Origin of the sequence: Micromonospora sp. B006, from assembly GCF_003408515.1 — a bacterium.
Taxonomy (GTDB): domain Bacteria; phylum Actinomycetota; class Actinomycetes; order Mycobacteriales; family Micromonosporaceae; genus Micromonospora; species Micromonospora echinospora_A.
Window position 1 is genome coordinate 5,149,209 of record NZ_CP030865.1, and the last position, 23,308, is coordinate 5,172,516.

At 73.8% G+C, this 23,308-nt stretch carries 25 protein-coding genes; 8 read left to right on the forward strand and 17 right to left on the reverse strand.

Going from position 1 to position 23,308, the window contains the following annotated elements; genetic code table 11:
* Positions 1-16: 16 nt before the first annotated feature.
* Together MicB006_RS23120 and MicB006_RS23125 are read right to left on the reverse strand one after the other, a co-directional pair.
* Entirely contained in the window at positions 17-271 is a 255-nt protein-coding gene (locus tag MicB006_RS23120; RefSeq protein ID WP_073829047.1) for a glutaredoxin family protein, read from the reverse strand.
* Positions 261-1,934, reverse strand: coding sequence for an AMP-binding protein (locus MicB006_RS23125; RefSeq protein WP_116508849.1), 1,674 nt, complete (start codon positions 1,932-1,934; stop codon positions 261-263). Before MicB006_RS23125 ends, MicB006_RS23120 begins: the two co-directional genes overlap by 11 nt.
* Positions 1,935-2,446: 512 nt before the next feature.
* On the opposite strand from MicB006_RS23125, the gene MicB006_RS23130 reads away from it, so the two are divergent.
* The 3 genes from MicB006_RS23130 (at position 2,447) to MicB006_RS23140 (ending at position 5,558) form a co-directional block, all read left to right on the forward strand.
* Positions 2,447-3,418 carry an ECF subfamily RNA polymerase sigma factor, BldN family gene (locus MicB006_RS23130; protein ID WP_116508851.1) on the forward strand — a complete coding sequence of 324 codons (972 nt, stop codon included), beginning with the start codon at positions 2,447-2,449 and terminating at the stop codon, positions 3,416-3,418.
* Between the two features lie 292 nt (positions 3,419-3,710).
* Positions 3,711-4,568: a DUF5667 domain-containing protein gene (locus tag MicB006_RS23135; RefSeq protein WP_116508853.1), complete on the forward strand. Its 858-nt coding sequence runs from the start codon at positions 3,711-3,713 to the stop codon at positions 4,566-4,568.
* 111 nt (positions 4,569-4,679) lie between these two features.
* Complete coding sequence (locus tag MicB006_RS23140) at positions 4,680-5,558, forward strand: HAD family phosphatase (protein ID WP_116508855.1); 879 nt, start codon at positions 4,680-4,682, stop codon at positions 5,556-5,558.
* 15 nt (positions 5,559-5,573) lie between these two features.
* On the opposite strand, the gene MicB006_RS23145 is transcribed toward MicB006_RS23140, so the two are convergent.
* From MicB006_RS23145 to MicB006_RS23195, 11 genes are all read right to left on the reverse strand, one after another.
* On the reverse strand, positions 5,574-6,431 hold the full coding sequence (locus tag MicB006_RS23145) for a lysophospholipid acyltransferase family protein (RefSeq protein WP_192900330.1): 858 nt from the start codon (positions 6,429-6,431) through the stop codon (positions 5,574-5,576).
* A 371-nt stretch (positions 6,432-6,802) separates the two neighbouring features.
* A complete protein-coding gene (locus MicB006_RS23150; protein WP_116508857.1) occupies positions 6,803-7,876 on the reverse strand; it encodes an NAD-dependent epimerase/dehydratase family protein in 1,074 nt (357 codons plus the stop codon).
* Positions 7,877-7,996: 120 nt separating this feature from the next.
* Positions 7,997-8,098, reverse strand: a complete 102-nt coding sequence (locus MicB006_RS23155; protein WP_007465623.1) for a 30S ribosomal protein bS22 — start codon at positions 8,096-8,098, stop codon at positions 7,997-7,999.
* Positions 8,099-8,319: 221 nt separating this feature from the next.
* Complete coding sequence (locus tag MicB006_RS23160; RefSeq protein ID WP_013288759.1) at positions 8,320-8,529, reverse strand: helix-turn-helix domain-containing protein; 210 nt, start codon at positions 8,527-8,529, stop codon at positions 8,320-8,322.
* Between the two features lie 202 nt (positions 8,530-8,731).
* Positions 8,732-9,916, reverse strand: coding sequence for an ABC transporter permease (locus MicB006_RS23165; RefSeq protein ID WP_043328082.1), 1,185 nt, complete (start codon positions 9,914-9,916; stop codon positions 8,732-8,734).
* A complete protein-coding gene (locus tag MicB006_RS23170; RefSeq protein ID WP_116508859.1) occupies positions 9,913-10,791 on the reverse strand; it encodes an ABC transporter ATP-binding protein in 879 nt (292 codons plus the stop codon). Before MicB006_RS23170 ends, MicB006_RS23165 begins: the two co-directional genes overlap by 4 nt.
* The gene (locus MicB006_RS23175) at positions 10,788-12,185 is read right to left on the reverse strand and encodes an efflux RND transporter periplasmic adaptor subunit (protein ID WP_116508861.1); all 1,398 of its coding nucleotides are present in this window, start codon (positions 12,183-12,185) and stop codon (positions 10,788-10,790) included. Before MicB006_RS23175 ends, MicB006_RS23170 begins: the two co-directional genes overlap by 4 nt.
* A 30-nt stretch (positions 12,186-12,215) precedes the next feature.
* Positions 12,216-13,781, reverse strand: coding sequence for a hypothetical protein (locus tag MicB006_RS23180; protein ID WP_116508863.1), 1,566 nt, complete (start codon positions 13,779-13,781; stop codon positions 12,216-12,218).
* 95 nt (positions 13,782-13,876) lie between these two features.
* Positions 13,877-14,212 (reverse strand): YrdB family protein, encoded by a 336-nt coding sequence (locus MicB006_RS23185; RefSeq protein WP_116508865.1) that lies wholly within the window; start codon positions 14,210-14,212, stop codon positions 13,877-13,879.
* On the reverse strand, positions 14,209-14,778 hold the full coding sequence (locus tag MicB006_RS23190; protein ID WP_116508867.1) for a TetR/AcrR family transcriptional regulator: 570 nt from the start codon (positions 14,776-14,778) through the stop codon (positions 14,209-14,211). Before MicB006_RS23190 ends, MicB006_RS23185 begins: the two co-directional genes overlap by 4 nt.
* Positions 14,771-15,565 (reverse strand): alpha/beta fold hydrolase, encoded by a 795-nt coding sequence (locus MicB006_RS23195; RefSeq protein ID WP_116508869.1) that lies wholly within the window; start codon positions 15,563-15,565, stop codon positions 14,771-14,773. The genes MicB006_RS23190 and MicB006_RS23195 overlap by 8 nt, the downstream gene beginning before the upstream one ends.
* Before the next feature lie 76 nt (positions 15,566-15,641).
* On the opposite strand from MicB006_RS23195, the gene MicB006_RS23200 reads away from it, so the two are divergent.
* Complete coding sequence (locus MicB006_RS23200) at positions 15,642-16,046, forward strand: VOC family protein (RefSeq protein WP_116508871.1); 405 nt, start codon at positions 15,642-15,644, stop codon at positions 16,044-16,046.
* Position 16,047: 1 nt separating this feature from the next.
* Here the strand turns inward: MicB006_RS23200 and MicB006_RS23205 are convergent, their stop codons facing one another.
* On the reverse strand, positions 16,048-16,968 hold the full coding sequence (locus MicB006_RS23205; RefSeq protein ID WP_116508873.1) for a proline dehydrogenase family protein: 921 nt from the start codon (positions 16,966-16,968) through the stop codon (positions 16,048-16,050).
* A 118-nt stretch (positions 16,969-17,086) separates the two neighbouring features.
* Between MicB006_RS23205 and MicB006_RS23210 the strand changes: the two genes are divergently transcribed.
* The 3 genes from MicB006_RS23210 to MicB006_RS23220 are packed head-to-tail and all read left to right on the forward strand — an operon-like array spanning position 17,087 to position 19,116.
* Positions 17,087-17,362 (forward strand): hypothetical protein, encoded by a 276-nt coding sequence (locus tag MicB006_RS23210; RefSeq protein ID WP_225980458.1) that lies wholly within the window; start codon positions 17,087-17,089, stop codon positions 17,360-17,362.
* A 1-nt stretch (position 17,363) separates the two neighbouring features.
* Entirely contained in the window at positions 17,364-18,530 is a 1,167-nt protein-coding gene (locus tag MicB006_RS23215; protein ID WP_116508877.1) for a glutathionylspermidine synthase family protein, read from the forward strand.
* A gap of 19 nt (positions 18,531-18,549) precedes the next feature.
* Positions 18,550-19,116, forward strand: a complete 567-nt coding sequence (locus MicB006_RS23220; protein ID WP_073829064.1) for a CGNR zinc finger domain-containing protein — start codon at positions 18,550-18,552, stop codon at positions 19,114-19,116.
* 22 nt (positions 19,117-19,138) lie between these two features.
* Here MicB006_RS23220 and MicB006_RS23225 read toward each other — a convergent pair whose 3' ends face one another.
* Both MicB006_RS23225 and MicB006_RS23230 read right to left on the reverse strand, forming a co-directional pair.
* Positions 19,139-19,945, reverse strand: a complete 807-nt coding sequence (locus MicB006_RS23225) for a sugar phosphate isomerase/epimerase (protein ID WP_184688830.1) — start codon at positions 19,943-19,945, stop codon at positions 19,139-19,141.
* Between the two features lie 74 nt (positions 19,946-20,019).
* A complete protein-coding gene (locus tag MicB006_RS23230) occupies positions 20,020-20,964 on the reverse strand; it encodes a Ppx/GppA phosphatase family protein (RefSeq protein ID WP_073829066.1) in 945 nt (314 codons plus the stop codon).
* Between the two features lie 74 nt (positions 20,965-21,038).
* Between MicB006_RS23230 and MicB006_RS23235 the strand changes: the two genes are divergently transcribed.
* Positions 21,039-21,845 carry a hypothetical protein gene (locus MicB006_RS23235; protein ID WP_073829067.1) on the forward strand — a complete coding sequence of 269 codons (807 nt, stop codon included), beginning with the start codon at positions 21,039-21,041 and terminating at the stop codon, positions 21,843-21,845.
* 46 nt (positions 21,846-21,891) lie between these two features.
* Here MicB006_RS23235 and MicB006_RS23240 read toward each other — a convergent pair whose 3' ends face one another.
* Positions 21,892-22,470, reverse strand: a complete 579-nt coding sequence (locus MicB006_RS23240; RefSeq protein WP_116504246.1) for a hypothetical protein — start codon at positions 22,468-22,470, stop codon at positions 21,892-21,894.
* Positions 22,471-23,308: the final 838 nt, after the last annotated feature.

Consider the following 23,308-nt stretch of genomic DNA (forward strand, 5'->3'; position numbering starts at 1 on the left):
CCCGAGCACTCTAAGGCTAGAGCTGCGGGGTGGTCAGGTCGCGCAGCAGCCGGTCCTCCTCGACCCGCCAGTAGCCGTGCTCCTTGCCGTCGAGCAGCACCACCGGCAGCCGGTCGCCGTAGTCGCGCTCCATCTCCAGGTTGCCGGTGACGTCCCGCTCCACCCAGCGGTCACCGGTGACCGCCACCACCCGGTCGAGCGCGGCCTTCGCGTCGTCGCACAGGTGGCAGCCGGGCCGGGTGATCAGGATGAGCCTCGGGTCACTGGACATCGGATACCTCCGTGCGGATCTCGGTCGGCGGCGACGGCGACGGCACCGCGGGCGCCGGACGCAGCTCGGTCTTGCGCACCTTCCCGATCGCCGAGTACGGCAGGCTGTCGACGAACTCGACGGCGGTCGGGCACTTGAACCGGGCCAGGTTACGCGCGCAGTGGGCGAGCAGGTCGTCCGCCGTCACCGGCGGACCGGCCGCCCGCACCACGTACGCCCGCACAGTCTCGCCGGTCCGCGGATGCGGCACGCCGAGGACCGCCGACTCGGCCACCCCGGGGTGCGCCTGGAGCACCAGCTCCACCTCGTGCGGGTAGACGTTGAAGCCGTTGACCAGGATCAGCTCGCCGAGCCGGTCGACCAGGAAGAGGTCGCCGTCGCCGTCGGCGTACGCGACGTCGCCGGTGGCCCACCAGCCGTCCGGGTCCGGCCCGCCCCGCCCGTCCGGCCAGTAACCGGCGAACAGGTTCTCTCCGCGTACCACGATCTGCCCGGGGTCGGTGCCGGCCAGTTCGTCGGAGAGGTCCATCTCGTCGTCGTCGGGCTCGTCGGCGGGCACCCCGTCGCGCCACAGCTCGGCGCCGTCGGCGCCGGTCAGGCGCAGCTCGACGCCGGGCAGCGGGCGGCCGATCGAGCCGGGCTTCGGCTCGCCGCCGACGAGCGTCGAGGTGAGCACCGGCGCGGTCTCGGTGAGCCCGTAGCCGACGTGCACCGGGTGCCCGGTCAGCTCGGTGAAGCGCGCGCCGACGGCCGGCGGCAGCGGCGCCGCGCCGCACACCGCGACGCGCACCGAGGTCAGCGCCGCGGCCGGGTCACGCTCCGCCTCGGCCCAGGTCAGGAACATCGACGGTACGCCGACGAGCACCGTGACGCGGTGCCGGGCGATCTCGTCCAGCGTCCCCGCCGTGGGCTCGTCGACGAGTACACCGGTCGCGCCGTGCCGCACCACGGCGCCGAGCGCGGTGTTCAGCCCGTACGCGTGGAACAGCGGGAGTGCGAGCAGCACGACGTCGTCCGGGCCGAGGACCGGCGGCTCGATCCGGTCGGTCTGGTCGTGGTTGGCGGCGAGCGCGCGGTGCGACAGCATCGCGCCCTTGGGGCGGCCCTCGGTGCCGGAGGTGTAGAGCAGGACGGCCAGGTCGTCGCCGGAGCGGGCCGGGAACGGGGCCGGCCCGGCGTCGCCGCCCACCGGCGGCGCGGTGTGCACGGCGCGCAGCCCGGGCAGTTCGGCGCGGTCCACCCGGCCGGTCACCTCGGGCGCGCCGACAAGCACCGCGGCGCCGGAGTCGGTGAGCACGTGCCGCAGTTCGCGGGCGGTGAGCGCGGGGTTGACCGGTACGGCGACCAGGCCGGCCCGCAGCGCGGCGAGGTAGGTGACCACGAAGTCCGGGGTGTTGCCGAACGCGACAGCCACCCGGGGCGGATGCTGCGTTCCGGCGGCCGGCGGCGCGTCGGCAACCAGCGCGCGGGCGGTGGCGGTGACCGCGTCGTCCAGCTCGGACCAGGTGAGCGTCCGCTCGCGCCAGTGCAGCGCGGCCCGGTCGCCCCGTTCGGCGGCGGCCCGGCGGACCTGGTCGGCGAGGTTCGGCGCGGAGCTTTCGGCGGCGTCCTGCACGGTGGCTGAGTCTGGCACAGCCGCGTCCGCCGGACCATGCCCGGACACGGCGCCGGGTCCGCCGCACGGGACTGGGAATGCAGTACGGTGGGATTCCCCGGCACGGGACAACGATCTCCAACGGCACTCGCCGAGCAGCCCGGGGCGACCCGTGCGAGCCGCCTTCGCGACACGCCGAGCGGAAAGAAAATCTGCTCCGACCAGGACTTTCCACTGCGGACCACGATCCGGTGCGAAAGTCAACCACACGCGACGGACAACGGGTCCGCCATCCGTGCGATCCGGCGGGAAATACTTCCGCTCTGTGTAACGGACTTGCCACGCGTGGGTGACGTTGGCCCTATCATCACTCGGGTCGGCTCACCCCATTTGCCGTGAGTCGACACCCCTCAGCCCGAGGAGGCCCCCGTGCCCGTCAGCGCATTGGACCAGCACCTCAAGGGGATCTGCCGCCCGTCGGCACGTCCCGACCCGGCCGCGCCCGGCCGGGTTCCACCCGGTCCCCCGGCGCCACAGTGGCGCCCGGCGCGGTCGCTTCCGACTCGGACCGGGGAGGCGCGGTGACCACCTTCGGTTACGCCGAACGGCCGGCCGGCGTCACCGGCCCGACCCAGCGCAACCCGCTCAACGAGCGCGCCGATCCACCTCCCCGGGGCACCGACGGCCAGCTCGCGGTACGCGGCGAGGGGCGGCGCGTACGCAGCCGCGCGCACCACACGAACGAGGCGCCGGCACGCCCCGCGACGCCCGGCGGCAACGCGAAGCCCGCAGCCGGGAGACTCGGCAGCCCGGCCCGCCCCACCATGCCGGCCCAGGCCCGGCGCGGCGACGCGGCGACCGGCGCCGAGCCCTCCGCCGCGGAGACCGCGATCCTGCCGGCGGTGACCACCGGCGACACCGCCGTCCTGCCCGCCGTGCCGGCCGCCACGCCCGCCACCGGCTTCCCCAGCCGCCCCGACCCGTCCGACCCGGCCACCGAGGTGTGGACGCTCGTCGAACGCGCGCAGGCAGGCGAGTCCGAGGCGTTCGGGCTGATCTACGACAGGTACGTCGACACGGTGTTCCGGTTCGTCTACTTCCGGGTCGGCAACCGTCAGCTCGCCGAGGACCTCACCTCCGACACGTTCCTGCGCGCGCTCAAGCGGATCGGCAGCTTCACCTGGCAGGGCCGCGACCTCGGCGCCTGGCTGGTCACCATCGCCCGCAACCTGGTCGCCGACCACTTCAAGTCGGGGCGCTACCGGCTGGAGGTGACCACCGGCGACGTCCTCGACGCCGACCGGGAGGACCGCGGGCCGGAGGGCAGCCCGGAGGCCGCGGTGGTGGAACACATCACCAACGTCGCCCTGCTCACCGCCGTCAAGCAGCTCAACCCGGAGCAGCAGGAGTGCATCGTGCTGCGGTTCCTCCAGGGTTTCTCGGTGGCCGAGACGGCCCGGACCATGGGCAAGAACGAGGGCGCCATCAAGGCCCTCCAGTACCGGGCGGTACGGGCCCTGGCCCGGCTGCTGCCCGACGGCTTCCACTCCTGAGCGGCAGCCCCACATCCGTCCTCTCACCGGCGCTGTCGCCGGGCGCTGTCGCGTGCCCGACGCGCCACGCGGTCCGATCACTCTTGGTGATTTCGCCGCCGCCCCGGCCGTAACCGGCGACCGGCGCGGTCCGTTTCTCCGGGTGCGACCAGTGGTTGTCCCGGCGTCCCCCGGGCCACCCGGTCCGGCGGGTCAGGTCGGCCGTCCCGGTCGACTCTGCGCCTCACGCTGCCACCGGTCGCTGGTGACGACGACGGCCGCCCGGCCGTGACCAGCGAGAGGGGGTGCCGCGGTGGACAGCGACCTCTTCTCCCGTCGGCGGGCCGAGCGCTTCGCGCAACTCCTCGACGAGGCCAACGGCGGACGCCGGCACCACGTCCGGTCCAAGGCGGACGGTGAACTCACCGCGCTCGTCGAGGTGAGCCGCCGGCTCACCGCAGAGGGGCCCGACGTCGAGCCGCGCGCCGAGTTCCGCACCGGACTGCGGGCGATGCTCGTGGCCACCGCCGAACGCGAGGGCATCGGCGCTCCGGCCAAGCCCGCCACCACCGGAGTACGCGGCGCGCTGCTGCCCGCGATCACCGGACGCCGGGCGCGGGCCCGGGGCGCGATCCTGGTCGGCGTGGCCGCCGGCGCGATCGCCCTCTCCGGGATCTCCGCCGCCAGCGAGAACGCGTTGCCCGGCGACGCCCTGTACGGGATGAAGCGCTCCACCGAGCGCGCCCAGCTCGCGCTCGCCAGCTCGGACATCAGCCGCGGGCAGCTCTTCCTCGACTTCGCCCGCACCCGGCTCGACGAGGCCGCCTCGGTGCACGGCGACCAGCTCGGCTTCAGCGCCGTCCTGGACGACATGGACGCGGACACCCGCCAGGGCGTACGCCTGCTGACCACTGTCGCCGCGCAGCGCTCCGACCCGGCGGCGCTGGACGCGGTGGACACGTTCCTCGCCGGCCAGCGCCGGGTGGTCAGCGGCCTGCTGGACCGGCCCGACCACGCCGACCGGGAACGCACCCGCCGCTCACTGGCGCTGCTCGACGCGGCCGGCAAACGCGCCGACGCGCTGCGCGAGGCGATCGCCTGCGGGCTGCCCGCGCCGCAGGCCAGCGACGCGCTCGGGCCCGCCCCGGCCGCCTGCCCGGCCGACCGCTGAGCGCGGACGCCGACCGCACCACACTTCTCCCGGCGGACACCCGCCCGTCACACCGTGCCGGATACGCTCGACGCGGAGGGCGTACGCGGTCGTCGAGGCAGGGAGGTCACCGTGGCCGGCACCCGGAAGGTGACCGTCAGCACCGACGCGCACGGGCACACCGCCGGCTGGTCCGAGGCCCCGTCGGCGCCCGCGACCACGGTTCCGCCCGACCCCACGGCTGCCGCCTTCTTCGACGTGGACAACACGATGATGCAGGGCGCCTCGATCTACTGGTTCGCCCGTGGGCTGGCCGCCCGGAAGTACTTCACCACCGGTGACCTGGCCCGCTTCGCCTGGCAGCAGGCCCGGTTCCGGCTGCTCGCCACCGAGCACGCGGGCGACATGTCCCAGGCCAAGGAGGCCGCGCTCGCCTTCGTCCAGGGCTGGCGGGTGGACGACATCGAGCGCCTCGCCGACGAGATCTTCGACGAGCTGATGGCCCCGCGCATCTGGGCCGGCACCCGCCGCCTCGCCCAGCGTCACCTCGACGCGGGCGAGCGGGTCTGGCTGGTCAGCGCCGCCCCGGTCGAGATCGGCCGGGTGATCGCCGCGCGGCTCGGCCTGACCGGCGCGATCGGGACGGTGGCCGAGGTGGTCGACGGCGCGTACACCGGACGGCTGGTCGGTGACCTGATGCACGGTCCGGCGAAGGCCGAGGCGGTGACCCAGCTCGCCGCCGTGGAAGGGCTGGACCTGGACCGGTGCGCCGCCTACAGCGACTCGGCCAACGACCTGCCGATGCTCTCCGCCGTCGGCCGCGCGGTGGCGGTGAACCCCGATCCGGCGCTGCTGCGGCAGGCCCGTGAGCAGGGCTGGGACGTGCGCGACTTCCGCACCGGGCGACGGGCCGTACGCATCGCCGTGCCCTCCACCGCCGCCGCCGGGCTGGTCGCCGGCGCGGTCACGGCCGGGCTGGCGCTGCACCGGCGCCGGCACCGCGAGGCCTGAGCTCGCCCTGACCGCTCAGGGGCCGAACGGGTCGGGGCGGCGTTCGAGCAGCTTGTGCAACGTCTGCTGGATCGTCTCCCGCACCTGGTCGGCGAGGTTGAACACCACCAGCGGGTCGTCCGCGGAGTCACGCAGGTGCGCCGTCGGGATCGGCGGGCAGAACTCGATCAGCCACTTGCTCGGCAGCGGCACCATGCCCAGCGGCCCGAGCCAGGGGAACGTGGGAGTGACCGGGAAGTACGGCAGTTTGAGCAGCCGGGCCAGCGGCTTGATGTCGGCGAGCATCGGGTAGATCTCCTCGCCGCCGACGATGGCCACCGGCACGATCGGCGTACCGGTGCGCAGCGCGGCGGAGACGAACCCGCCCCGGCCGAAGCGCTGGAGCTTGTAACGGTCGGAGTAGAGCTTGCCGACCCCCTTGAAGCCCTCCGGGAACACGCCCACCAGTTCCCCGTTGCCGAGCAGCCGCTCCGCGTCCGGGCTGCACGCGACGGTGCCGCCGGTCTTGCGGGCTATCTCGGACACGACGGGCATCCGGAAGACCAGGTCGGCGCCGAGCAGCCGCAGGTAGCGGCGCGCCGGGTGCCGGTCGTGCAGCGCGGTGGAGAGGATCAGCGCGTCGATCGCCACGGTGCCGGAGTGGTTGCCCACGACCAGGCCCGCGCCCTCGGCCGGTACGTGCTCGATGCCGCTGACCTCGGTGCGGAACCAGTCCCGGTAGAGCAGGCGCACCAGCGGGTGGACCACCGCGTCGGTCAGGTCGGGGTCGAAGCCGAACTCGTCGACCTCGTACTCACCGGCGAGCCGCCGCCGCAGGAACGCCAGGCCCTGGGCCACCTTGCGGTCCCAGTGGTCGCCCGGCCGGTCTGCCACCGCCGGTCCGGGCGGCGTGTCACCGGCCGGTTCGCTCCCGGCCGCCGGATCAGCCACAGCCTTCTTCGCGACCGTCTTCTTCGCGACTGCCTTCTTCGCCACCGTCTTCTTGGCCACGGTCTTCCCGGCCGTCGGGCGGTGCGCCGCCGGGCCCGGGGCGGCCGTCCCGGCCGGAGCGCCGGGCTCGTCGGCAGCGACGCCGGGCTCGTCGGCGGAGGTGTCCGGCTCGTCGGCCGGGTCCACCGGCGCGGCCGGGCGGGCGGACGGCGCGGTCACCCGGCGGTGTCCGTTGCGCCGCGCCGGCTCCGCACCCGGTCCGGGCACGTCCAGCGGTACGTCGTAGCGCGCGTCGCGCCGCTCCTCCGGGCTGCTCACGAACGCTCCCGTACGGTCGAGCGGACCTGCCGGATGCTCTCCAGCACCAACTGCTCGGCCGCGGCCAACTGGTCCCGGGTCACCACCACGCCGCCGTGGTGGGCGCGGATGAAGTCGTCGAACGCGGCGGCGGTCGAGCGGGGCGTGAAGCCGAACTCCCGCTCCAGCCGGCTGGTGTCCACCACCCGGCCGTGCACGAACAGGTCCACCTGGTCCAGGCCGTACCGGCCGAAGCCCAGGCTGCGGGCGATCGCGGCGACCCCGGCCAGGCCCGGTTCGAGCACCGGCACCGCCACCCGGCCCGCCCGGCGGATCGCCTGCGACAGCGACAGCACACCCGGCCCGGCGACGTTGTACGTGCCCGGGTGGTCCTCGGCGACGGACCGGTGCAGCACCTCCAGCGCGTCGTCGAAGTGCACGAACTGCAGGCGCGGGTCACGGCCGAAGACGGTGGGCACCACCGGCTGGGAGAAGTAGCGGGTGAGCGTGGTGTCGGCGGCGTACCCGATGAACGGCGCGAAGCGCAGCACTGTCGCGGTGACGTCGGGCCGGCGGCGGCGGAACCCGCGGACGTACCCCTCGATGTCGAGTATGTCGCGGCCGAAACCGCCGCGTGGCACCTCGCGAGGCTCGGTCTCCTCGGTGAAGACGGCCGGATCGCGGAACGACACCCCGTACGCGGCGGTGGACGAGCGGACCACGAGCTTGCGCAGCCGGGGCGCGCGCTGCGCGGCGGCGAGCATCTGCATCGTGCCGATGACGTTCTGTTCCTTCATCCCCGACCGGCCGCCGTGCTGCGGATCGGGCGAGGTGACGAGCGCCAGGTGCACCACGGCGTCGACGTCGAGGTCGACCAGGAGGCCGGCGAGCGAGTCCAGGTCGAGACGGACCCGTTCCACGTCGGTGAGCAGATCGGCCAGCTCGGGGTTGGGCGGGGCCGGATCGACCCCGATGACGCGCTCGATCCGCGGGTCGGCGGCGAGCCGCGCGGCGACGTGCGCGCCGAGCCAGCGACCGACTCCGGTCACGACGACGACCCCCGGGGCACCGGAGGTGTCACCGGGGGTCATGTCGTGCGCCTTGCGCGGCAGGCGGGATCGAGCCGGGACGTCCACGGCCTGATCACCTGAGCCTCCGAGGGTCGACAGTTGGCAAGTGGTGCCGGGAGCCGGGCCAGTGCCCGGCCCCGGTCACTTGCCGAGACGGCGACGCTGGACGCGGGTCTTGCGCAGCAGCTTGCGGTGCTTCTTCTTAGCCATGCGCTTGCGGCGCTTCTTGACCACCGAGCCCATACGACAGCCTTTCGATGCAACGTTCGGGGCGGACCGGAAGACACCACCGCCGGTGGTGCCTTGACCGCTTGCGGACAACGGACCGGACCAGCGTGGTGGGCAGGGCACACCAGAGGGCGATCACGGTCGTGGTCCAGCCTAACCGGAGTGCGTCAGCAGGACCAACGCGCCCCCGTCGATGCCCCTTTTCGTCGCACTCGGCGGACCGGCCCGCCGAGTGGTCAGGCGGACTCCTGGAAGGCGCCCCGGAGGTATTCGTGCACGGCGTGCTCGGGCACCCGGAACGAACGGCCGACCCGTACCGCGGTCAGCTCACCGCTGTGCACGAGACGGTAGACCGTCATCTTGGAGACCCGCATGACCGTCGCCACCTCGGCGACGGTCAGGAACCTGACATCCGACAGCCGTGCGTCGGACTGCGACCCGGCCATGGCTCACCGACCCATTCCCGTGCCCGGCGCGTGTCACCGGGCAGGTGCTCCCGCCTCGACGAGCGACGCGCGTGTAACCAGTACGGTAGCGGGACGGCTGTGACCTGCGCGATCCCTTCCACCCTTTGATCATGGCGAGGCAGCCGTTCACCCGATGTCCACCAGGGGTTTTTCGCCCGGACGGGTGCCTCGTCCGATCCGCCTACTCGGCGCGCAGCGCCACCACCGGGTCGAGCCGGCCCGCCCGCTGCGCCGGCACCACGCCGAAGACGATGCCGACCGCCGCGGAGACGCCGAACGCCAGCGCCAGTGACCACCAGGTGATCGCCGCCGGGATCGGGGAGAACGCGTCCACGAGCAGGGCGGTGCCCACGCCCAGCGCCATCCCGGTCAGGCCGCCGACGGAGGTGAGCAGCACCGCCTCCAGCAGGAACTGCACGCCGATGTCCCGGGGGCGGGCGCCGACCGCCTTGCGCAGGCCGATCTCGCGGGTCCGCTCGCGTACCGAGACCAGCATGATGTTGGAGACGCCGACGCCGCCCACCAGCAGCGAGATGCCCGCGATGGCGGCCAGTACGCCGGTGAGCACGCCCAGGATGTCGCCGAGCACGCCGAGGATCTGCCGCTGGGTGACGGCGCTGAACTCGGTGTCCGGGTGCCGGCGGGACAACTCCGCGACGATCCGCTCGCCGAGTTCGTCGATCCGCTCCCGGTCCGGCGCCTTGACCGCGATGCCGTCGATGCGCTGGGTGCCCCACAGCCGTTGCGCCGCCGTCACCGGTACGTGCACCTCGTCGTCCCGGTCCACGCCGAGGCTCTGCCCGAGCGGCGCGAAGACGCCGATCACCCGGAACCGCACCCCGGCCAGCGTGACCTGCTGGCCGAGCGGGTCACGGTCGGGGAAGAGCGCCCGGGCCACCGAGTCGCCGAGCACCGCCACCCGGCGGCTGGTGTCCACGTCCGCCCCGGTCAGGTAGCGGCCCCGCGACAGCGACCTGGTGAACACCGACGGGGTGGTCTCCAGCACGCCCTGCACGGTGGTGAAGTCGGACCGGTTGCCGGCCCGCGCGGTCGCCCCGGAGGCCACTGTCACCGCCACCCGGCCGGGGTCGCCGACCACCCGGGAGACGGCGTCGGCGTCGCTGAGGTCCAGTGGCGAGACCACCGGCGCGTTGCCCACCTCGATCCGGCCCGGCACCACCAGCAGCAGGTTGGAGCCGAGCCCTTCGACCTGCTGCTCGACCTGCTGTTTGGTGCCGGTGCCGATGGCCACCAGGATCACCACCGAGGCCACCCCGATGATCACCCCGAGCATGGTCAGCACGCTGCGCAGCCGGTTGGCCCGCAGCGCGTCCCACGCCACCCGCCACGCCTCGGCCAGCCTCATCCCGCGTCCCCGCCGCCCGCCCGCGGAAGGCGCTGCTCAGGCCGCGGAAGGCGCCCGGTGGCACCGGCGGCGCCACCGGAGCCACCGGGCGGGTGCCCCGGGCCGCTTCCGGAAACGGACCGGGGCTCCGCGCTGGGAGCGGGGTCCAGTGTCGCAGGTGCGCCGGAACCCTCCGACGGCGGTCGATCATGAACGCTGTCGGAGCGGATCAGGCCGTCCCGCACCGCGATCCGCCGACGCGCCCGGGCGGCCACCTCCTGGTCGTGGGTCACCATCACCAGCGCCACCCCGGACTCGGCGTTCAGCTGTTCCAACAGCTCCAGCACCGCCTCGCCGGTGGCGCTGTCCAGGTTGCCGGTCGGCTCGTCGGCGAGCAGCACCGCCGGTTCGGTCACCAGCGCCCGGGCGATCGCCACCCGCTGCTGCTCGCCGCCGGAGAGCTGGTTGGGCCGATGGTGCAGCCGGTGACCGAGCCCGACCCGGCCCAGCATCGCCGCCGCCCGCTCCCGCCGCTGCCGCGCCCCGACGCCCCGGTAGACCAGCGGCAACGCGACGTTGTCCACAGCCGACGTACGGGCCAGCAGGTGGAACGCCTGGAACACGAAACCGATCGTCTCGTTGCGCAGCGTCGCCAACTCCGGGGCGGTGAGCGTGGTGACGTCCCGGCCGCCGATCACCAACCGGCCGCCGCTGGGCCGGTCCAGCCCGCCGAGCAGGTGCATGAGCGTCGACTTGCCCGAGCCGGACGGCCCGATCACCGCCACGTACTCGCCCTGGCCGATGGTGAGCGACACCCCGCGCAACGCGGACACCGAGACGCCGTCCAGCTCGTACGTGCGCCAGACGTCGACGGCCTCGACCGCCGGTGCCGTCACCGCAGTTCCTGGCCGTCGCGCACCTGGTCGGCGCCGCGTACCACCACCCGGTCGCCGGCCCGTACGCCGTCGACGATCTGCACCAGGTCCTGCCCCTGCACGCCCACGGTCACCGGCACCCGGTCGGCCCGGCCGTCCCGCAGCACCCAGACCGCGTCCCGCCCGTCGGCGGAGAAGACCGCTGACGCCGGCACAGTCACCGCGTCGGCGGCCTCCCGCACCCGCAGCCGTACCACCGCGTTCATGCCGGGGCGGGGCGCCGGGGCGACCTCGGCCTCACCCAGGCGGCCGGCGCCCAGGTCGAGCCGGACCCGATAGGTGACGCCGCCCCGCGCCGAACTGCTCGGCAGCACGTCGACAGACCGCACAGTGGCGTCGTACGTCGCGCCGGTCACCGCGTCCAGCTCGACCGACGCGGGCACCCCCGCCCGGACCAGCAGCACGTCGGTCTCGTCCACCTCGGCGAGCAGGCCGAGCCGGCCGGTGTCCACCACTGTGAGCACCGGTGTGCCGGCGGTGACCCGGCCACCGGCCGGGATCGCGTCGTCCACCCCGGGCGGTGGCCCGCCCTGCCCGCCCGCGCCGAGCGCCGACGGGTCGAGACCGGGCACCGCCGCACCACCGGCCGCCCCGAGCAGCCCGGCCAGGTCGGCCGGCGCCGCCGAGCGGGTGCCGCCCGGCTGCACCACACCGGCGATCGGGGCGCGCAACGTCAACGCGTCCACAGTCGCCTTCGCCAGGTCGTACGCCTGCTGGGCCTGGAGTCGCTGCGCGGCCGACAGCGCGCCGACGGCGCTGTTCAGGCCGGCGACCCCGCGCTGCACCTGGGCGACCGCCCGGTCGGCGGCGCGGGCGGCCGACTCGTACTGCCGCTGCGCCGACTGGACCTGGAGCAGCAGCGCGGCGCGTACCTGCGGGTCGCCGACCTTGCCGGCGGCGGCGCGGGCGGCGGCGAACGCCTCGTCGGCGGCCCGGTCGGTGCCCCGCCGGCTGCCGCCCAGGTCGCCGCTGCCGGCACCCCGGCCGGCCCGCTTCGCCGCGCGCAGCGCCTCCCGTGCCTGCGCCAGGCGCTCCCGGGCGGACGGCGAGTCGATCACCGCGAGCACCTGCCCGCGGCTGACCCGCGCGCCGGGCTGGACCCGCAGGCTGGCGAGCGTGCCGTCGGCGGGGGCGGTGAGGGTGGCCGCGGCCCGCGCGGTCACAGTGGCCGGCGCGTCGATCACCTCGCTCACCGGCGCGCGACCGACCTCGGCGACAGTCACCGCCGGAGCGTCGTCACCGCAGGAGGCGGCGGTGGCGCCGGTCAGCGCGACGACGGCGAGAAGCGCGGTGACGAGACGGGGGCGGCGGGCCGCGGGCAGCCGCGGCGAGGAAGTGCGGGCCACCCGGCCCATGCTACGACCCCGTCGACAGCCGTCGACGTGTCAGCCGGCGACGGCCCGCACGTAGGCGACGCACTCGTCGTGCAGCATCGACCACGGGTCGCCGAGCACCTCGTCGGCGGCCTGTGCCGGGGAGCGTCGCTCGTGCACCACGGCCCGGTAGAAGTCGAGCATCCGCTGCTCGCCGTAGCGGTCGACAAGGTGCCGCACGGCCAGGTAGCCGACGCCGTAGGCGCCGCCGACCCGGCTGTCGCTCGCGTCCGCCTCCGGCGCCACCGCCTCCAGCCGCCCGGACCAGCCGCCGCGCAGCAGGTCGCGCACCTCGGCCAGGCCCTCGTAACGGTGGACCGGCTGGCCGTCGGCACCGGCGTACTCGGCCAGCCCCTCCACCAGCCACCAGTCCGCGCGGTCGGCGTACCCCCGGTCGGGCAGCGAGGCGGCGTGGGTGAGTTCGTGCCGCAGCAGGTCGTCGACGCCGTCCGGGGTGACGGTCTGGGCGTTGAGGACGACGTCGTGGCGTCCACCGCCGACGCCGACCGCGTACCCGGCGGTCCACTTCGGCCGGCCGCCGCCGTACCAGCGCCGCCACTCGGCCTTCCCGGCGTAGTAGACGAGATACCGGTCCGGCCGCGCGTCGCCGACCGCGTACCGGTCCGCGACCCGGGCGGCCGTCTCGGCCTGGGCGAGCAGGCCGGGCAGCTTGCTCCGCTGGGCGGGCGTGGTGGCCACCACCACCCGCTTCCCGACCGTCACGGCCAGGTCGTTCGCCTGCCACGGCCGCACGCCGGCCGGGTCCGCGCCGGACGGTTCCAGCGCGGTCAGCCGGGGCTCCTCCCCCACCAGCCGCCAGCGTGCGTCCAGCTCCACTGTGCTCGGCGCGCAGTCCGGCACCACGAAGCAGTAGCCCACTGTGATCGTCTGCCGCCACTCCCCGGGCCGCCCGTCGGCCGCCGCCGGAACCTCGTCGGCCGCCGGCCGCCACACCGTGACCCGCAGCGCCCGCAGCGCCGCGTACCGCCGGGTCAGGGCCGGCCGCGCCGCCGGATCGGCGATCGCGAGGAAGCCGGCCCGGTCCGCGCCGACGAGCGCGGCGGCCTGCCGGTCCAGCAGCGCGAGCATTCGCTCGCCGAGCCGCCGCTGCGCCGCAGTGCCCGGGTCGTCCCGGCCCGCGGCCGACCGCCCGGCCGCGTCCGGCGACAGCTCCCGCAGGAGTACGCCGGGTACCGCGCCCGCCACCAGGCCGAGCACCAGCCCGAGCGCGGTCCAGAGGGGCCAGCGCCGCCGTTTCCGCACCGTCCGCGTCTGCTCGCCCACGTGCGCCAGGGGTACGGGGTACGGCGCGGATGCCGTGACGAGGTGTGGCTGCGAGTTCGTGTCCGCGACCGAGGCCGCAACGGGGTGCGGCGGCGGGCTCGTGTCCGCGACCGGGGCGGGGACGTCGGACGGGTTGTCGGGCGCGTTGTCAGGCGCGTTGTCGGCGCCGTCGGTCGACTCCGCCGGCGTCGGGCTCGCGTCGGCGACGGGGGCGCCGCCCGGGATGCTGCTGTCGGTACGAGGCTCGTCGCCGTCCGTCGTCCGGCCGGGAGGCTGCTCGTCGCCGTCGGTCACCGGCGAAGGGTACGACCAATCGGGCGTTCCGGGAAAGAGTCCCGCCGTTGTTCCGCCGCGTCGGAGGCCGTGGGACGGACGTCGTCCAGGCGCTCTCAGATCGGGGTGCCGGTCAGCGTCAACGCGGCCTTGCCGGCTGCCCAGAGGGCCACCAGTGCCACAGCTGGGACGGCGTGGCCGGCCAGTGCGAGCAGCACGCCGCCGGCGAGGAAGCAGGCGGCCTGGACGGCGAGCTTGGCCGGGTCGGGCAGCGTCACGGTGGCGCGGGGTGAGCAGAACAGCCCCCACACCACGGCGATCAGCAGCGGCGCGCCGAGCCCGGCGAGCAGGCGCAGCGACCAGCCGGCGTCGAGCGTGAAGCCCCAGTACCCGGCCGAGCCCAGCAGGGCCAGCTCCAGCAGGAAGATCACGCCCAGCAGCAGCGCGGTCATCGGTCCCCCCAGGAACAGTAGGCGCGGTCCAGGCCCGCGATCAGCTGGTCGAAGGAGCGGTCAGTGTCGCGGGGCAACCCGAATCCGCCGGCCGCCTCCAGGGCGACGAAGCCGTGCACGGCGGCCCGGAACATCCGGATGGCGTCGATCGCGTCGTCGCCGTCGAGGCCGTACCCGAGCAGGATCGCCCGGACGGCGCCGACCGCGCGCTCACCGGCGGCCAGGTGGTCGGCGTCGGCCGGGTCGGGTGCCCGCTGGGCGGCCGGGTAGCGGCCGGGGTGCTGCCGCGCGTACGCCCGGTAGGCGGTGGCGACGGCGCGCAACGCGTCGCTGCCGGCCCGGCCCGCGGCGGCGGCGGTCAGCACGTCGGCGATCTCGGCGGTGGCCAGGACGGCGAGCTGCTGGTGCAGCGCGTCCACGCCCCGTACGTGCTTGTAGAGGCTGGGCAGCGCGACGCCGAGCCGCGCGGCGAGCGCCGCCAGGGTCAGCTTGTCGTAGCCGACCTCGTCGGCGAGCACGGCGGCCTCCCGCACGACTGTGGCCGGGGTCAGGCCGGCCCTAGGCACGCGCGGTCACCGCCAGGAACTCGACCAGGTCGGCGGCGGTGGCGTCGGGCTGGTCGGCGTGCGGGTAGTGACCGGAGTCGGCGACCATGCGCGCCTCGGCGACGGCGAACAGTCGCCGCGCGGCCCGCGCCTCCGCGCCCGGGTCGGGGAAGTCCGGGTCCTTGGCGCCCATCAGCACGAGCACCGGCCGGTTCACGTCACGGGCCCGCGCGGTCCAGTGCGGGTCGGCCGGCGCGACCACGCCGCGCACCGCGTCCATCCGGCCGCGCAGCTTGGCGACCAGTTCCTTGCGGTACGCGGCGTCGTCCGCCGGCCGCCCGCAGGGAAACAGCGTGCGGTGGAACAGCCCGAACAGCCGAGGGCTGCGCAGCACGACGGCTTGCGCGGCCCGCATCAGTGGATTCGGCTTCGGCGTGCCGACGAACGGGCTTACCTGCACGATGCCGCTGACCAGCTCCGGCGCCTCGGCGGCGGCGAAGACCACCGCGGCGCCGCTGGACGAGCTGCCGACCAGGGTGGCGGGGCCACCGCCAAGTGCCCGCACCACGGCGAGCAGATCGCCACCGACCTGCTCCGGGGCGTACGTGGGCCAGTGCGGACTGGAGTCGCCGTGCCCGCGTACGTCGACAGAGGCGACCCGGTAGCCGGCCGCCACCAGCCGGGGCGTCAGGTGACGGAAGGCCGCCCGGTTCTCCCCCATGCCGTGCGCGAGCACCACGAGCGGGCCCGACCCGTGCACCTCGTACGCGATAGTGCCGCCGTCCCGCACCACCTGGCTAACTGTCATAGCCAATAAGCTAATGCTATTAGCTTTCCCCGTCAAGCTTGACCTCAACACGACGTGAAGTCGCACGATCGCCGGCATGCCGATCACCGCCGACACCCACGTACGCCTCGCCCGCCCGAGCCGCGACCTGACCGCCGCCGAACGGTTCTGGGCCCACGGCGTCGGCCTGGACGTGCTGTTCCGCGCCGAGGCCGGGCGTCCGGGCGAGCACGACCTGGTGATGCTCGGCCTGCCCGGCGCGGCCTGGCACCTGGAGCTGGTCGGCGGCGCGGCACTGACCGTCGCGCCGCGCCCCACCGAGGAGGACCTGTTGGTGCTCTACCTCGACGGCCCCGCCGACGACGAGCTGGTCACGAGACTGGAACGGGCCGGCGGGACACGGGTCTCCGCCGGCCCGTACTGGGACAGGTGGGGCATCACGTTCGCCGACCCGGACGGCTACCGCCTCGTGCTGTGCACCCGGGCCTGGTCGAACGAGTGACTCACTTCTTCGACAGCACCGCCCGGCCGAAGAACGCCAGGTTGGCCGGGCGCTCCGCGAGCCGGCGCATCAGGTAGCCGTACCACTGGTCGCCGTAGGGCACGTAGGTGCGCACGGTGTAGCCCTCGTCCACCAGGCGCTTCTGCTCGTCCGGGCGGATGCCGTAGAGCATCTGGAACTCGAACCGGCCCGGTTCGCGGTCGAACCAGCGGGCCCGGTCCTCCCCGATCGCGATCAGCCGCGGGTCGTGGGTGGCGAGCATCGGGTAGCCGTCGCCGGACATCAGCACGTTCATACAGCGCACGTACGACTTGTCGACCTCGCGGGCCGACTGGTACGCCACCGACTCCGGCTCCTTGTACGCGCCCTTGCACAGCCGCACCCGCGACCCGGCGGAAGCCAGCTCCCGGCAGTCCGACTCGGTGCGCCGCAGGTACGCCTGGAGCACCGCCCCGGTCGACGGGTGGTCCTTACGCAGCTTCGCCAGGATGTCCAGCGTCGAGTCGGTGGTGGTGTGGTCCTCCATGTCCAGCGTGACTGTCGTGCCCGCCGCGTCGGCCGCCGCGCAGATCGCCCGCGCGTTGTCGTACGCGAGCTGCTCGTCGAACATCTGGCCCAGCGCGGACAGTTTCACGCTGACCTCGGCGCCCGGGGTGAGCCCGGCGGCGCCGAGCCGGCTCAGCAGCCTGAGGTACTCGTCCCGGGTGGCGTTCGCCTGCTCCGGGGTGGTGGTGTCCTCGCCCAGGTAGTCGAGGGTGACCGCTTGGCCGTCGGCGACCAGCTCGCGGGTGGCGCGCAGCGCGTCGTCGGTGGCGGCGCCGGCGACGAACCGGCGGACGACGTCCCGGGTGAACGGGGCCGTCGCGACGAGCCGCTCCACCTGGGAAGACCGGGAGGCGGCGAGGATGACGGAACGGAGCATGAGCCGAGCGTAACGCTCACCACCGGGCCCCCGCCGGGTGCGTCCGGGGCCCGTCCCCTCCCGCGCTACGGCCTGGGCCGGGCTCCCCCGGCTGGCGGAGATCGGCTACAACGTTCACGTGGATCGACGACACCCCCGGCGCCGGCTCCGCTCGGCCTCCGTGCAGCTCGGCGCGCTGACCGCGCTGGCCCTCGCGCTCTCCGGCTGCAACAACGGTTATGACGACGACGATGACGACTGCGCGCTCGGACCGGCCGGCGGCGGCGGCGACACCGTCGCGGTCGCCCTGCGCGTACCCGCGCCGGCCACCGCCGCGCGCGGCGACGCGGCCCCGACCGTCGCGCTGCCCGAGCGCGGCGGCTTCGGCACCCACCTCGCCTCCTGCGGCGGCTGACGTGCGTCGCGAGGCGAGCACGCCGCGCCCCGGCTGGGACGAGACCATCCGGGCCCAGGGCCTGGTGTACGTCGACACCGAGCTACCAGACGGCGAGATCATGTCGTACTGGGACGAGACGGCGGCGTACTCGTTCACGCTCGACGAGGTGCTCCGGCTGGAGGAGGCGACCGAGGAGCTGCACCGGATGTCGGTGGCCGCCGCCGAGCACGTGGTGGCCCGCCGCCGGTACGCCGAGTTCGGCATCCCCGAGTGGGCCGCCGAGGCGGTCGCCCGCTCGCTGCGGGAGAACCCGCCGACGCTCTACGGCCGGTTCGACCTCTGGTACGACGGCAGCGGCCCGCCGAAGATGCTGGAGTACAACGCCGACACCCCGACCGCGCTGGTCGAGGCGAGCATCGTGCAGTGGTACTGGCTGGAGCACACCCGGCCGGACGCGGACCAGTGGAACAGCCTGCACGAGCGGCTGGTCGGCGCGTGGGCCAAGATCGGCGCCGGGCTGCACGAACGCCGGACGCACGTGCTCTGGTCCGACGAGGAGGAGTCGGGCGAGGACCAGATCACCGCCGGCTACCTGGCCGAGACGGCCCGCCAGGCCGGGCTGGACGTGACGCTCATGCCGATCCAGCAGGTCGGCTGGGACGGGCGGCGCTTCGTCGACGCCGACGACCGGCCGATCGCCACCTGCTTCAAGCTCTACCCCTGGGAGTGGATGCTCGCCGAGCCGTACGGGTGCCCCGCGCTCGACCCGGGCACGCCCACCACCTGGATCGAGCCGGCCTGGAAGCTGCTGCTGTCGAACAAGGCGCTGCTCGCCGTGCTCTGGGAGCTGTACCCGGGGCACGACTACCTGCTGCCCGCGTACCTGGACTCGCCGCGCGGCATGACCGAGTACGTGGCCAAGCCGCTGCTCGGCCGCGAAGGCGGTTCGGTACGCATCGTGACCGGCGACACGGAGATCACCAACCCGGGAATCTACGGCGACGAGGGCTTCTGCTATCAGGAGTTCCGCGCGTTGCCCGAGTTCGAGGGCAACCGCACGGTGCTGGGCAGCTGGATCGTGGACGGCGAGTCGGCCGGCGCGGGCGTACGCGAGAGCGAGAGCCTCATCACTGACGGTTACGCGCGGTTCCTGCCCCACTACATCGACGCACCGCGTCTGCCCTGAGTCGTCTACCGTTGGTGTCGTGAACTTCGACGCGTACGCCCGGACCGGGGTCGAGCTCGTCAACGCCCGGCTGGACGACCTGGACGGCCTGCGGGCCGTCTTCACGGACGAGCAGGGCTGGATGCGCGACGAAGTCGCGGAACGGGACCTGGCGATCTTCCGGAGAGCGCAGAAGCGCCTCCGGGACGTCTTCGAGTACGGCACCTCGGGCCGGGACAACGAGGCGGTGGCGGAGTTGAACGCGCTGCTGGAGGCGTTCCCGGTGCAGCCACGCATCTCCGGCCACGACTCCTCGGACTGGCACATGCACGTGACCAGCCGGGGCGCCTCCGTCTCCTCGGAATACCTCGCCGGCGCGGTCTGGGGCCTGTCGGTGTGGCTCTGCGAATACGGCAGCGCCCGCTTCGGCGTCTGTGCCGACGACCGCTGCGGCAACGTCTACCTGGACACCTCGTCCAACTGCTGCCGCCGGTTCTGCTCCGAGCGCTGCGCCACCCGCTCCCACGTGGCGGCGCATCGGGCCCGCAAGCGGGCGGCGGTCGGCGAGCAGGCCGTCCCGGCGCAGCCGCTCTCCCCGGTGAGCTGACCTCGGAGGGCGGCGCCGTTGGTCAGGCGTCGACCGGGGAGGGCGCGGTCAGGTGGGCCCGGGCGAACTCCAGCGACTCGCGCAGGTCCGCCTCGCGGACCGCGCGGCTCTTCGCGCCCCGGGTGGTCACCTCCACCGCTACCGTGCCGCTGAAGCCGCGCCCGGCGAGCGAACGGAGCATCTCCGCGCAGGGCTGCCCGCCGCGACCGGGCACCAGGTGCTCGTCGCGCCCCTCGCCGGTGCCGTCGCCCAGGTGCACGTGCGCCAGGCCGGAGCCCATCCGGTCGGCCATAGCCATCGCGTCGGTGTGCGAGGCCGCGCAGTGCGACAGGTCGAGCGTGTAGGAGGCGTACCCGATCTCCGTCGGGTCCCAGCCCGGCGCGTACGGGACGAACTGCCGCCCCGCCATCCGCACCGGATACATGTTCTCCACCCCGAAGTGCAGACCGCCGAACTGCCCGGCGATCGTGTCCAGCCCGTCGGCGAAGTTTCGCGCGTAGTCACGCTGCCAGGTGAACGGCGGGTGCACCACGACAGTCGGCGCCTCCAGCGTCTCGGCCAGCTCGGCGGCCTTGCGCAGCCGCTCCCACGGGTCGGGGCTCCACACCCGCTGGGTGACCAGCAGGCAGGGGGCGTGCACCGACAGCACCGGCACGCCGTAGTGCTCGGCGAGGCCGCGCAGCGCGCCCGCGTCCTGGCTGACCGGGTCGGTCCAGACCATCACCTCGATGCCGTCGTAGCCGAGTTCGGCGGCGAGCTGGAACGCCGCCGCGGTCCGTTCGGGGAAGACCGAGGACGTGGACAGGAGTACCGGAACGCGGTAGGTCACGCCTCCGAGGGTAGCTCCCACCGCCAGCGAGCATCGGGACGAGCAACCGCAAAGCACCCAGAGCGTTCGGACGGTCACATCGGCGCGAGCTGATCCAGCCGACGCAGGATGACGCCCTCGCGCAACGCCCACGGGCAGATGTCCACGCGGTCCACGCCGAGCCGGCGCATCACCGCCTCCGCCACCACCGCGCCCGCGAGGAGCTGGTGCGCTCGCTGCGCGCTGACCCCCTCCAGCTCGGGCAACTGGGCCGGCGGGATGTGCCTGATGAACCCCAGCACCTGCCGCAGACCGGTACGGGTCAGGCTGCGCCGCGCCCACAGGCCCGCGCCGGACGGAGCGGCGCCGGCCAGCCGGGCCAGCGTGCGGAACGTCTTCGACGTGGCGACCGGCCGTTCCCAGCCCACCGCCGTCAACTGCTCCACCACCGGGTCGAGCTGCGCGTCCACGTACGCCCGCAGTTCCTCCACGGCCTCGGCCGACGGCGGCGCCGTGCCGGCCGGGTCGACAGCCAGCCGCTCCCGGCTCAGCCGGCCCGCGCCGAGCGGCAGCGAGACCGCCACGTCCGGGTGCTCGTCGATGCCGGCCGCCAGCTCCAGGGACCCGCCGCCGATGTCCATCGCCAGCAGCCGTCCGGCGGACCAGCCGAACCATCGCCGCACCGCGAGGAACGTCATCCGCGCCTCGTCCGCGCCGGAGAGCACCTCCAGGCGTACGCCCGTCTCGTCGCGGACGCGGGCCAGCACGTCGGCGGCGTTAGTGGCGTCGCGAACCGCGCTCGTGGCGAACGCGAGCAGGTCCTCGGCGCCCAGCCCGTCCGCCGCCGCCCGGGCCATGCCGACCGCCTTGACCAGGCCGTCCGCGCCGCCGACGGTGAGCGCGCCGTCCGGGCCGATCTGCTCGGCCAGCCGCAGCACCACCTTCTCCGAGTGCGCCGGCCAGGGGTGCGCGCCGTGATGGGCGTCGACCACCAGCAGATGCACAGTGTTGGAACCGACGTCGAGGACACCCAGTCGCATGGGAAAGACCCTAGGGCCAACACGTTTCGTCGGCTCGCCGGCCGGGCGGGGTCACCGCGCGTACGCTGGTCCGAGTGACAGGGCAGATCGAGCTTCACGTGCTGGTGGACGACCCCGAGGACCCGCGCAGCCGCGAGGTCGGGCTGGACTTTCCCCGGGAGTGGATCGAGTTCGTCGACCCGGCCGACCCGAAGCACGTCGTCCGCGCCGACCTGACCTGGCTGCTGTCCCGCTGGACGTGCATCTTCGGGCAGGGCTGCCACGGCATCATCGCCGGACGGGCCGCCGACGGGTGCTGCTCGCACGGCGCGTTCTTCACCGACTCCGACGACGAGAAGCGGGTCCGGGCCGCGGTGAAGCGGCTGACGCCGGAGACCTGGCAGCACTTCCGGCGCGGGTTCAAGAACTGGACCGAGAACGACACAGTCGACGGCAAGACGCCGGCCCGGCGTACCGCCACCCGCGACGTGGACGCACCGTGCGTGTTCCTCAACGACGCCGACTTCGCCGGCGGTGGCGGCTGCGCGCTGCACGCCCAGGCGCTGCGCGACGGGGTGCACCCGCTGGAGTACAAGCCCGACGTCTGCTGGCAGCTGCCCGTACGCCGCGACCAGGAGTGGCACAAGCGGCCGGACAACACGAAGGTGCTGATCTCCACGCTCGCCGAGTTCGACAGGCGCGGCTGGGGCGCGGGCGGGCACGACCTCGACTGGTGGTGCACCTCCTCGACCGACGCGCACGTCGGCGCGGACCCGATGTACGTCTCGTACGGGCCGGAGCTGACCGCGCTCATCGGTGCGCCCGCGTACGCGAAACTGGCCGAACTCTGCGCCGCCCGGCTGCGCCAGGGACAGGTCGCCCCGCACCCGGCAAGCGAGTGAAGGCCGGCACCCCGTCTCGGGGTGCCGGCCTTTCACGCGTGTGTGCTTACTTGTTCCAGTGTTCGGCGACGAGGTCGGCGGCCTGCTGCTCCCACTGGGCGTAGTGGTCGGGGTAGGCGGAGACCTGGACGGTCTGGGCGGCCTTGGTCAGCGGCATGTCCTGCCAGCCGTCAACCTGCTTCAGACCCTTCAGGAACGCGGTGGTGGAGTATTCGGGGTCGGTGATCTGCTCGACCGTGCCCCAGCCGGAGGAGGGGCGCTGCTGGAACAGGCCCTGCGAGTCGTGGTCGTTGCGGTCACCGAGGTGGCCGAGGTTCTCCAGCTTCGACTCCTGCAGCGCGGTGGCGATGGACACGACGGCGGCGCGTTCGTCCATGCCGGCCTTCTTCGTGGCCGCGATGATCGCCTTGACGTTCTTGGTCTGCTCGTCGTTGAGGTCGATGCGGGACTGGTTGCCCTGCACGCCGTGCGGGATCAGCTTGTCACCCTGCACGCTCACGCTCACCGGCTTGACGCTGGCGGTGGTGGTGTCGGCCGCGTGGGCGGCGACCGGGCCGGCGAACACGCCACCGGTGAAGGCCAGACCAGCAATACCCAGGATGCTCTTCCGCAGAATCGTGTTCATCAGGGGGCTCCATTCGGGGGATCGACGCCCACACCGACAGGGGGGTTCGGCGCGGGTGCGAGCACCACGTCAGGCGCTCAAAAGAAGTCTTGGGGGATCTCGGCTGCTCGCGGGGCGGGGGCCTCTACGCGGCGCCGGAAGGATGTCCAACGACCCGTGGCCCGGCATCATTCCCGGGCGCCTCACGCCACCGGGGGCGGCGCGGGTTCACGTCGTCGGAACCGTGCTCAACGACCGGCCGGGCGCGATGATTCCCGCGGCCCACGCCACCGGGAACCGGACTCAACGACCGGCAGCCCCGGACTGTTCCCATACCCGGCGCCGCCGCGGCGAGGACGTGGCCCTTGCTCGGTCGGTCACCTGGTTACAACGCCACCGGCCCGCCCACGATTCCGCCACCACAGTGCCGCCCACCACCCCCGAACCCGACACACACCCCACACCTCCCACACACACCAGATGCAGCCGCGCCCCGCCTGCCGTCGAGCGCATCGCACCGCGCCCATCCCGGGCACCCCGCTCCACGCCCGTGATCAAGGAGTTTGCGGCACCTTCGAGCGCCCACGAGACCACAAACTCCTTGATCACCCCAGAACAGGCCCTCCCCGGGCACCCACCACAGGGTTGATCATGAGGTTAGCTGCGACAAAACGGACACCAAGTGCCGCCAAGTTCATGATCGACGCCCCCAGCCGAAGGGCCGAACCGAGGAGTGGAGCGAGGGGCGGAGCGAGGGGCGAACCGTGAGGTGGAGCGTGGGGGTGGGTGTGGCCGCGCCGATCTTGCAGCTTGAGTCCTTCAGTCGTCCCTTATATCCGTTATGCGGGGCACGGAAGTG

What these genes read in the sequence shown, in the direction of transcription:
- MicB006_RS23120 (WP_073829047.1), bottom strand. Translation starts at nt 271, where the DNA reads ATGTCCAGTGACCCGAGGCTCATCCTGATCACCCGGCCCGGCTGCCAC.
- MicB006_RS23150 (WP_116508857.1), bottom strand. Translation starts at nt 7,876, where the DNA reads ATGACCCCCGGTGACACCTCCGGTGCCCCGGGGGTCGTCGTCGTGACC.
- MicB006_RS23155 (WP_007465623.1), bottom strand. Translation starts at nt 8,098, where the DNA reads ATGGGCTCGGTGGTCAAGAAGCGCCGCAAGCGCATGGCTAAGAAGAAG.
- MicB006_RS23160 (WP_013288759.1), bottom strand. Translation starts at nt 8,529, where the DNA reads ATGGCCGGGTCGCAGTCCGACGCACGGCTGTCGGATGTCAGGTTCCTG.
- MicB006_RS23165 (WP_043328082.1), bottom strand. Translation starts at nt 9,916, where the DNA reads ATGAGGCTGGCCGAGGCGTGGCGGGTGGCGTGGGACGCGCTGCGGGCC.
- MicB006_RS23175 (WP_116508861.1), bottom strand. Translation starts at nt 12,185, where the DNA reads ATGGGCCGGGTGGCCCGCACTTCCTCGCCGCGGCTGCCCGCGGCCCGC.
- MicB006_RS23185 (WP_116508865.1), bottom strand. Translation starts at nt 14,212, where the DNA reads ATGACCGCGCTGCTGCTGGGCGTGATCTTCCTGCTGGAGCTGGCCCTG.
- MicB006_RS23195 (WP_116508869.1), bottom strand. Translation starts at nt 15,565, where the DNA reads ATGACAGTTAGCCAGGTGGTGCGGGACGGCGGCACTATCGCGTACGAG.
- MicB006_RS23200 (WP_116508871.1), top strand. Translation starts at nt 15,642, where the DNA reads ATGCCGATCACCGCCGACACCCACGTACGCCTCGCCCGCCCGAGCCGC.
- MicB006_RS23205 (WP_116508873.1), bottom strand. Translation starts at nt 16,968, where the DNA reads ATGCTCCGTTCCGTCATCCTCGCCGCCTCCCGGTCTTCCCAGGTGGAG.
- MicB006_RS23230 (WP_073829066.1), bottom strand. Translation starts at nt 20,964, where the DNA reads ATGCGACTGGGTGTCCTCGACGTCGGTTCCAACACTGTGCATCTGCTG.
- MicB006_RS23240 (WP_116504246.1), bottom strand. Translation starts at nt 22,470, where the DNA reads ATGAACACGATTCTGCGGAAGAGCATCCTGGGTATTGCTGGTCTGGCC.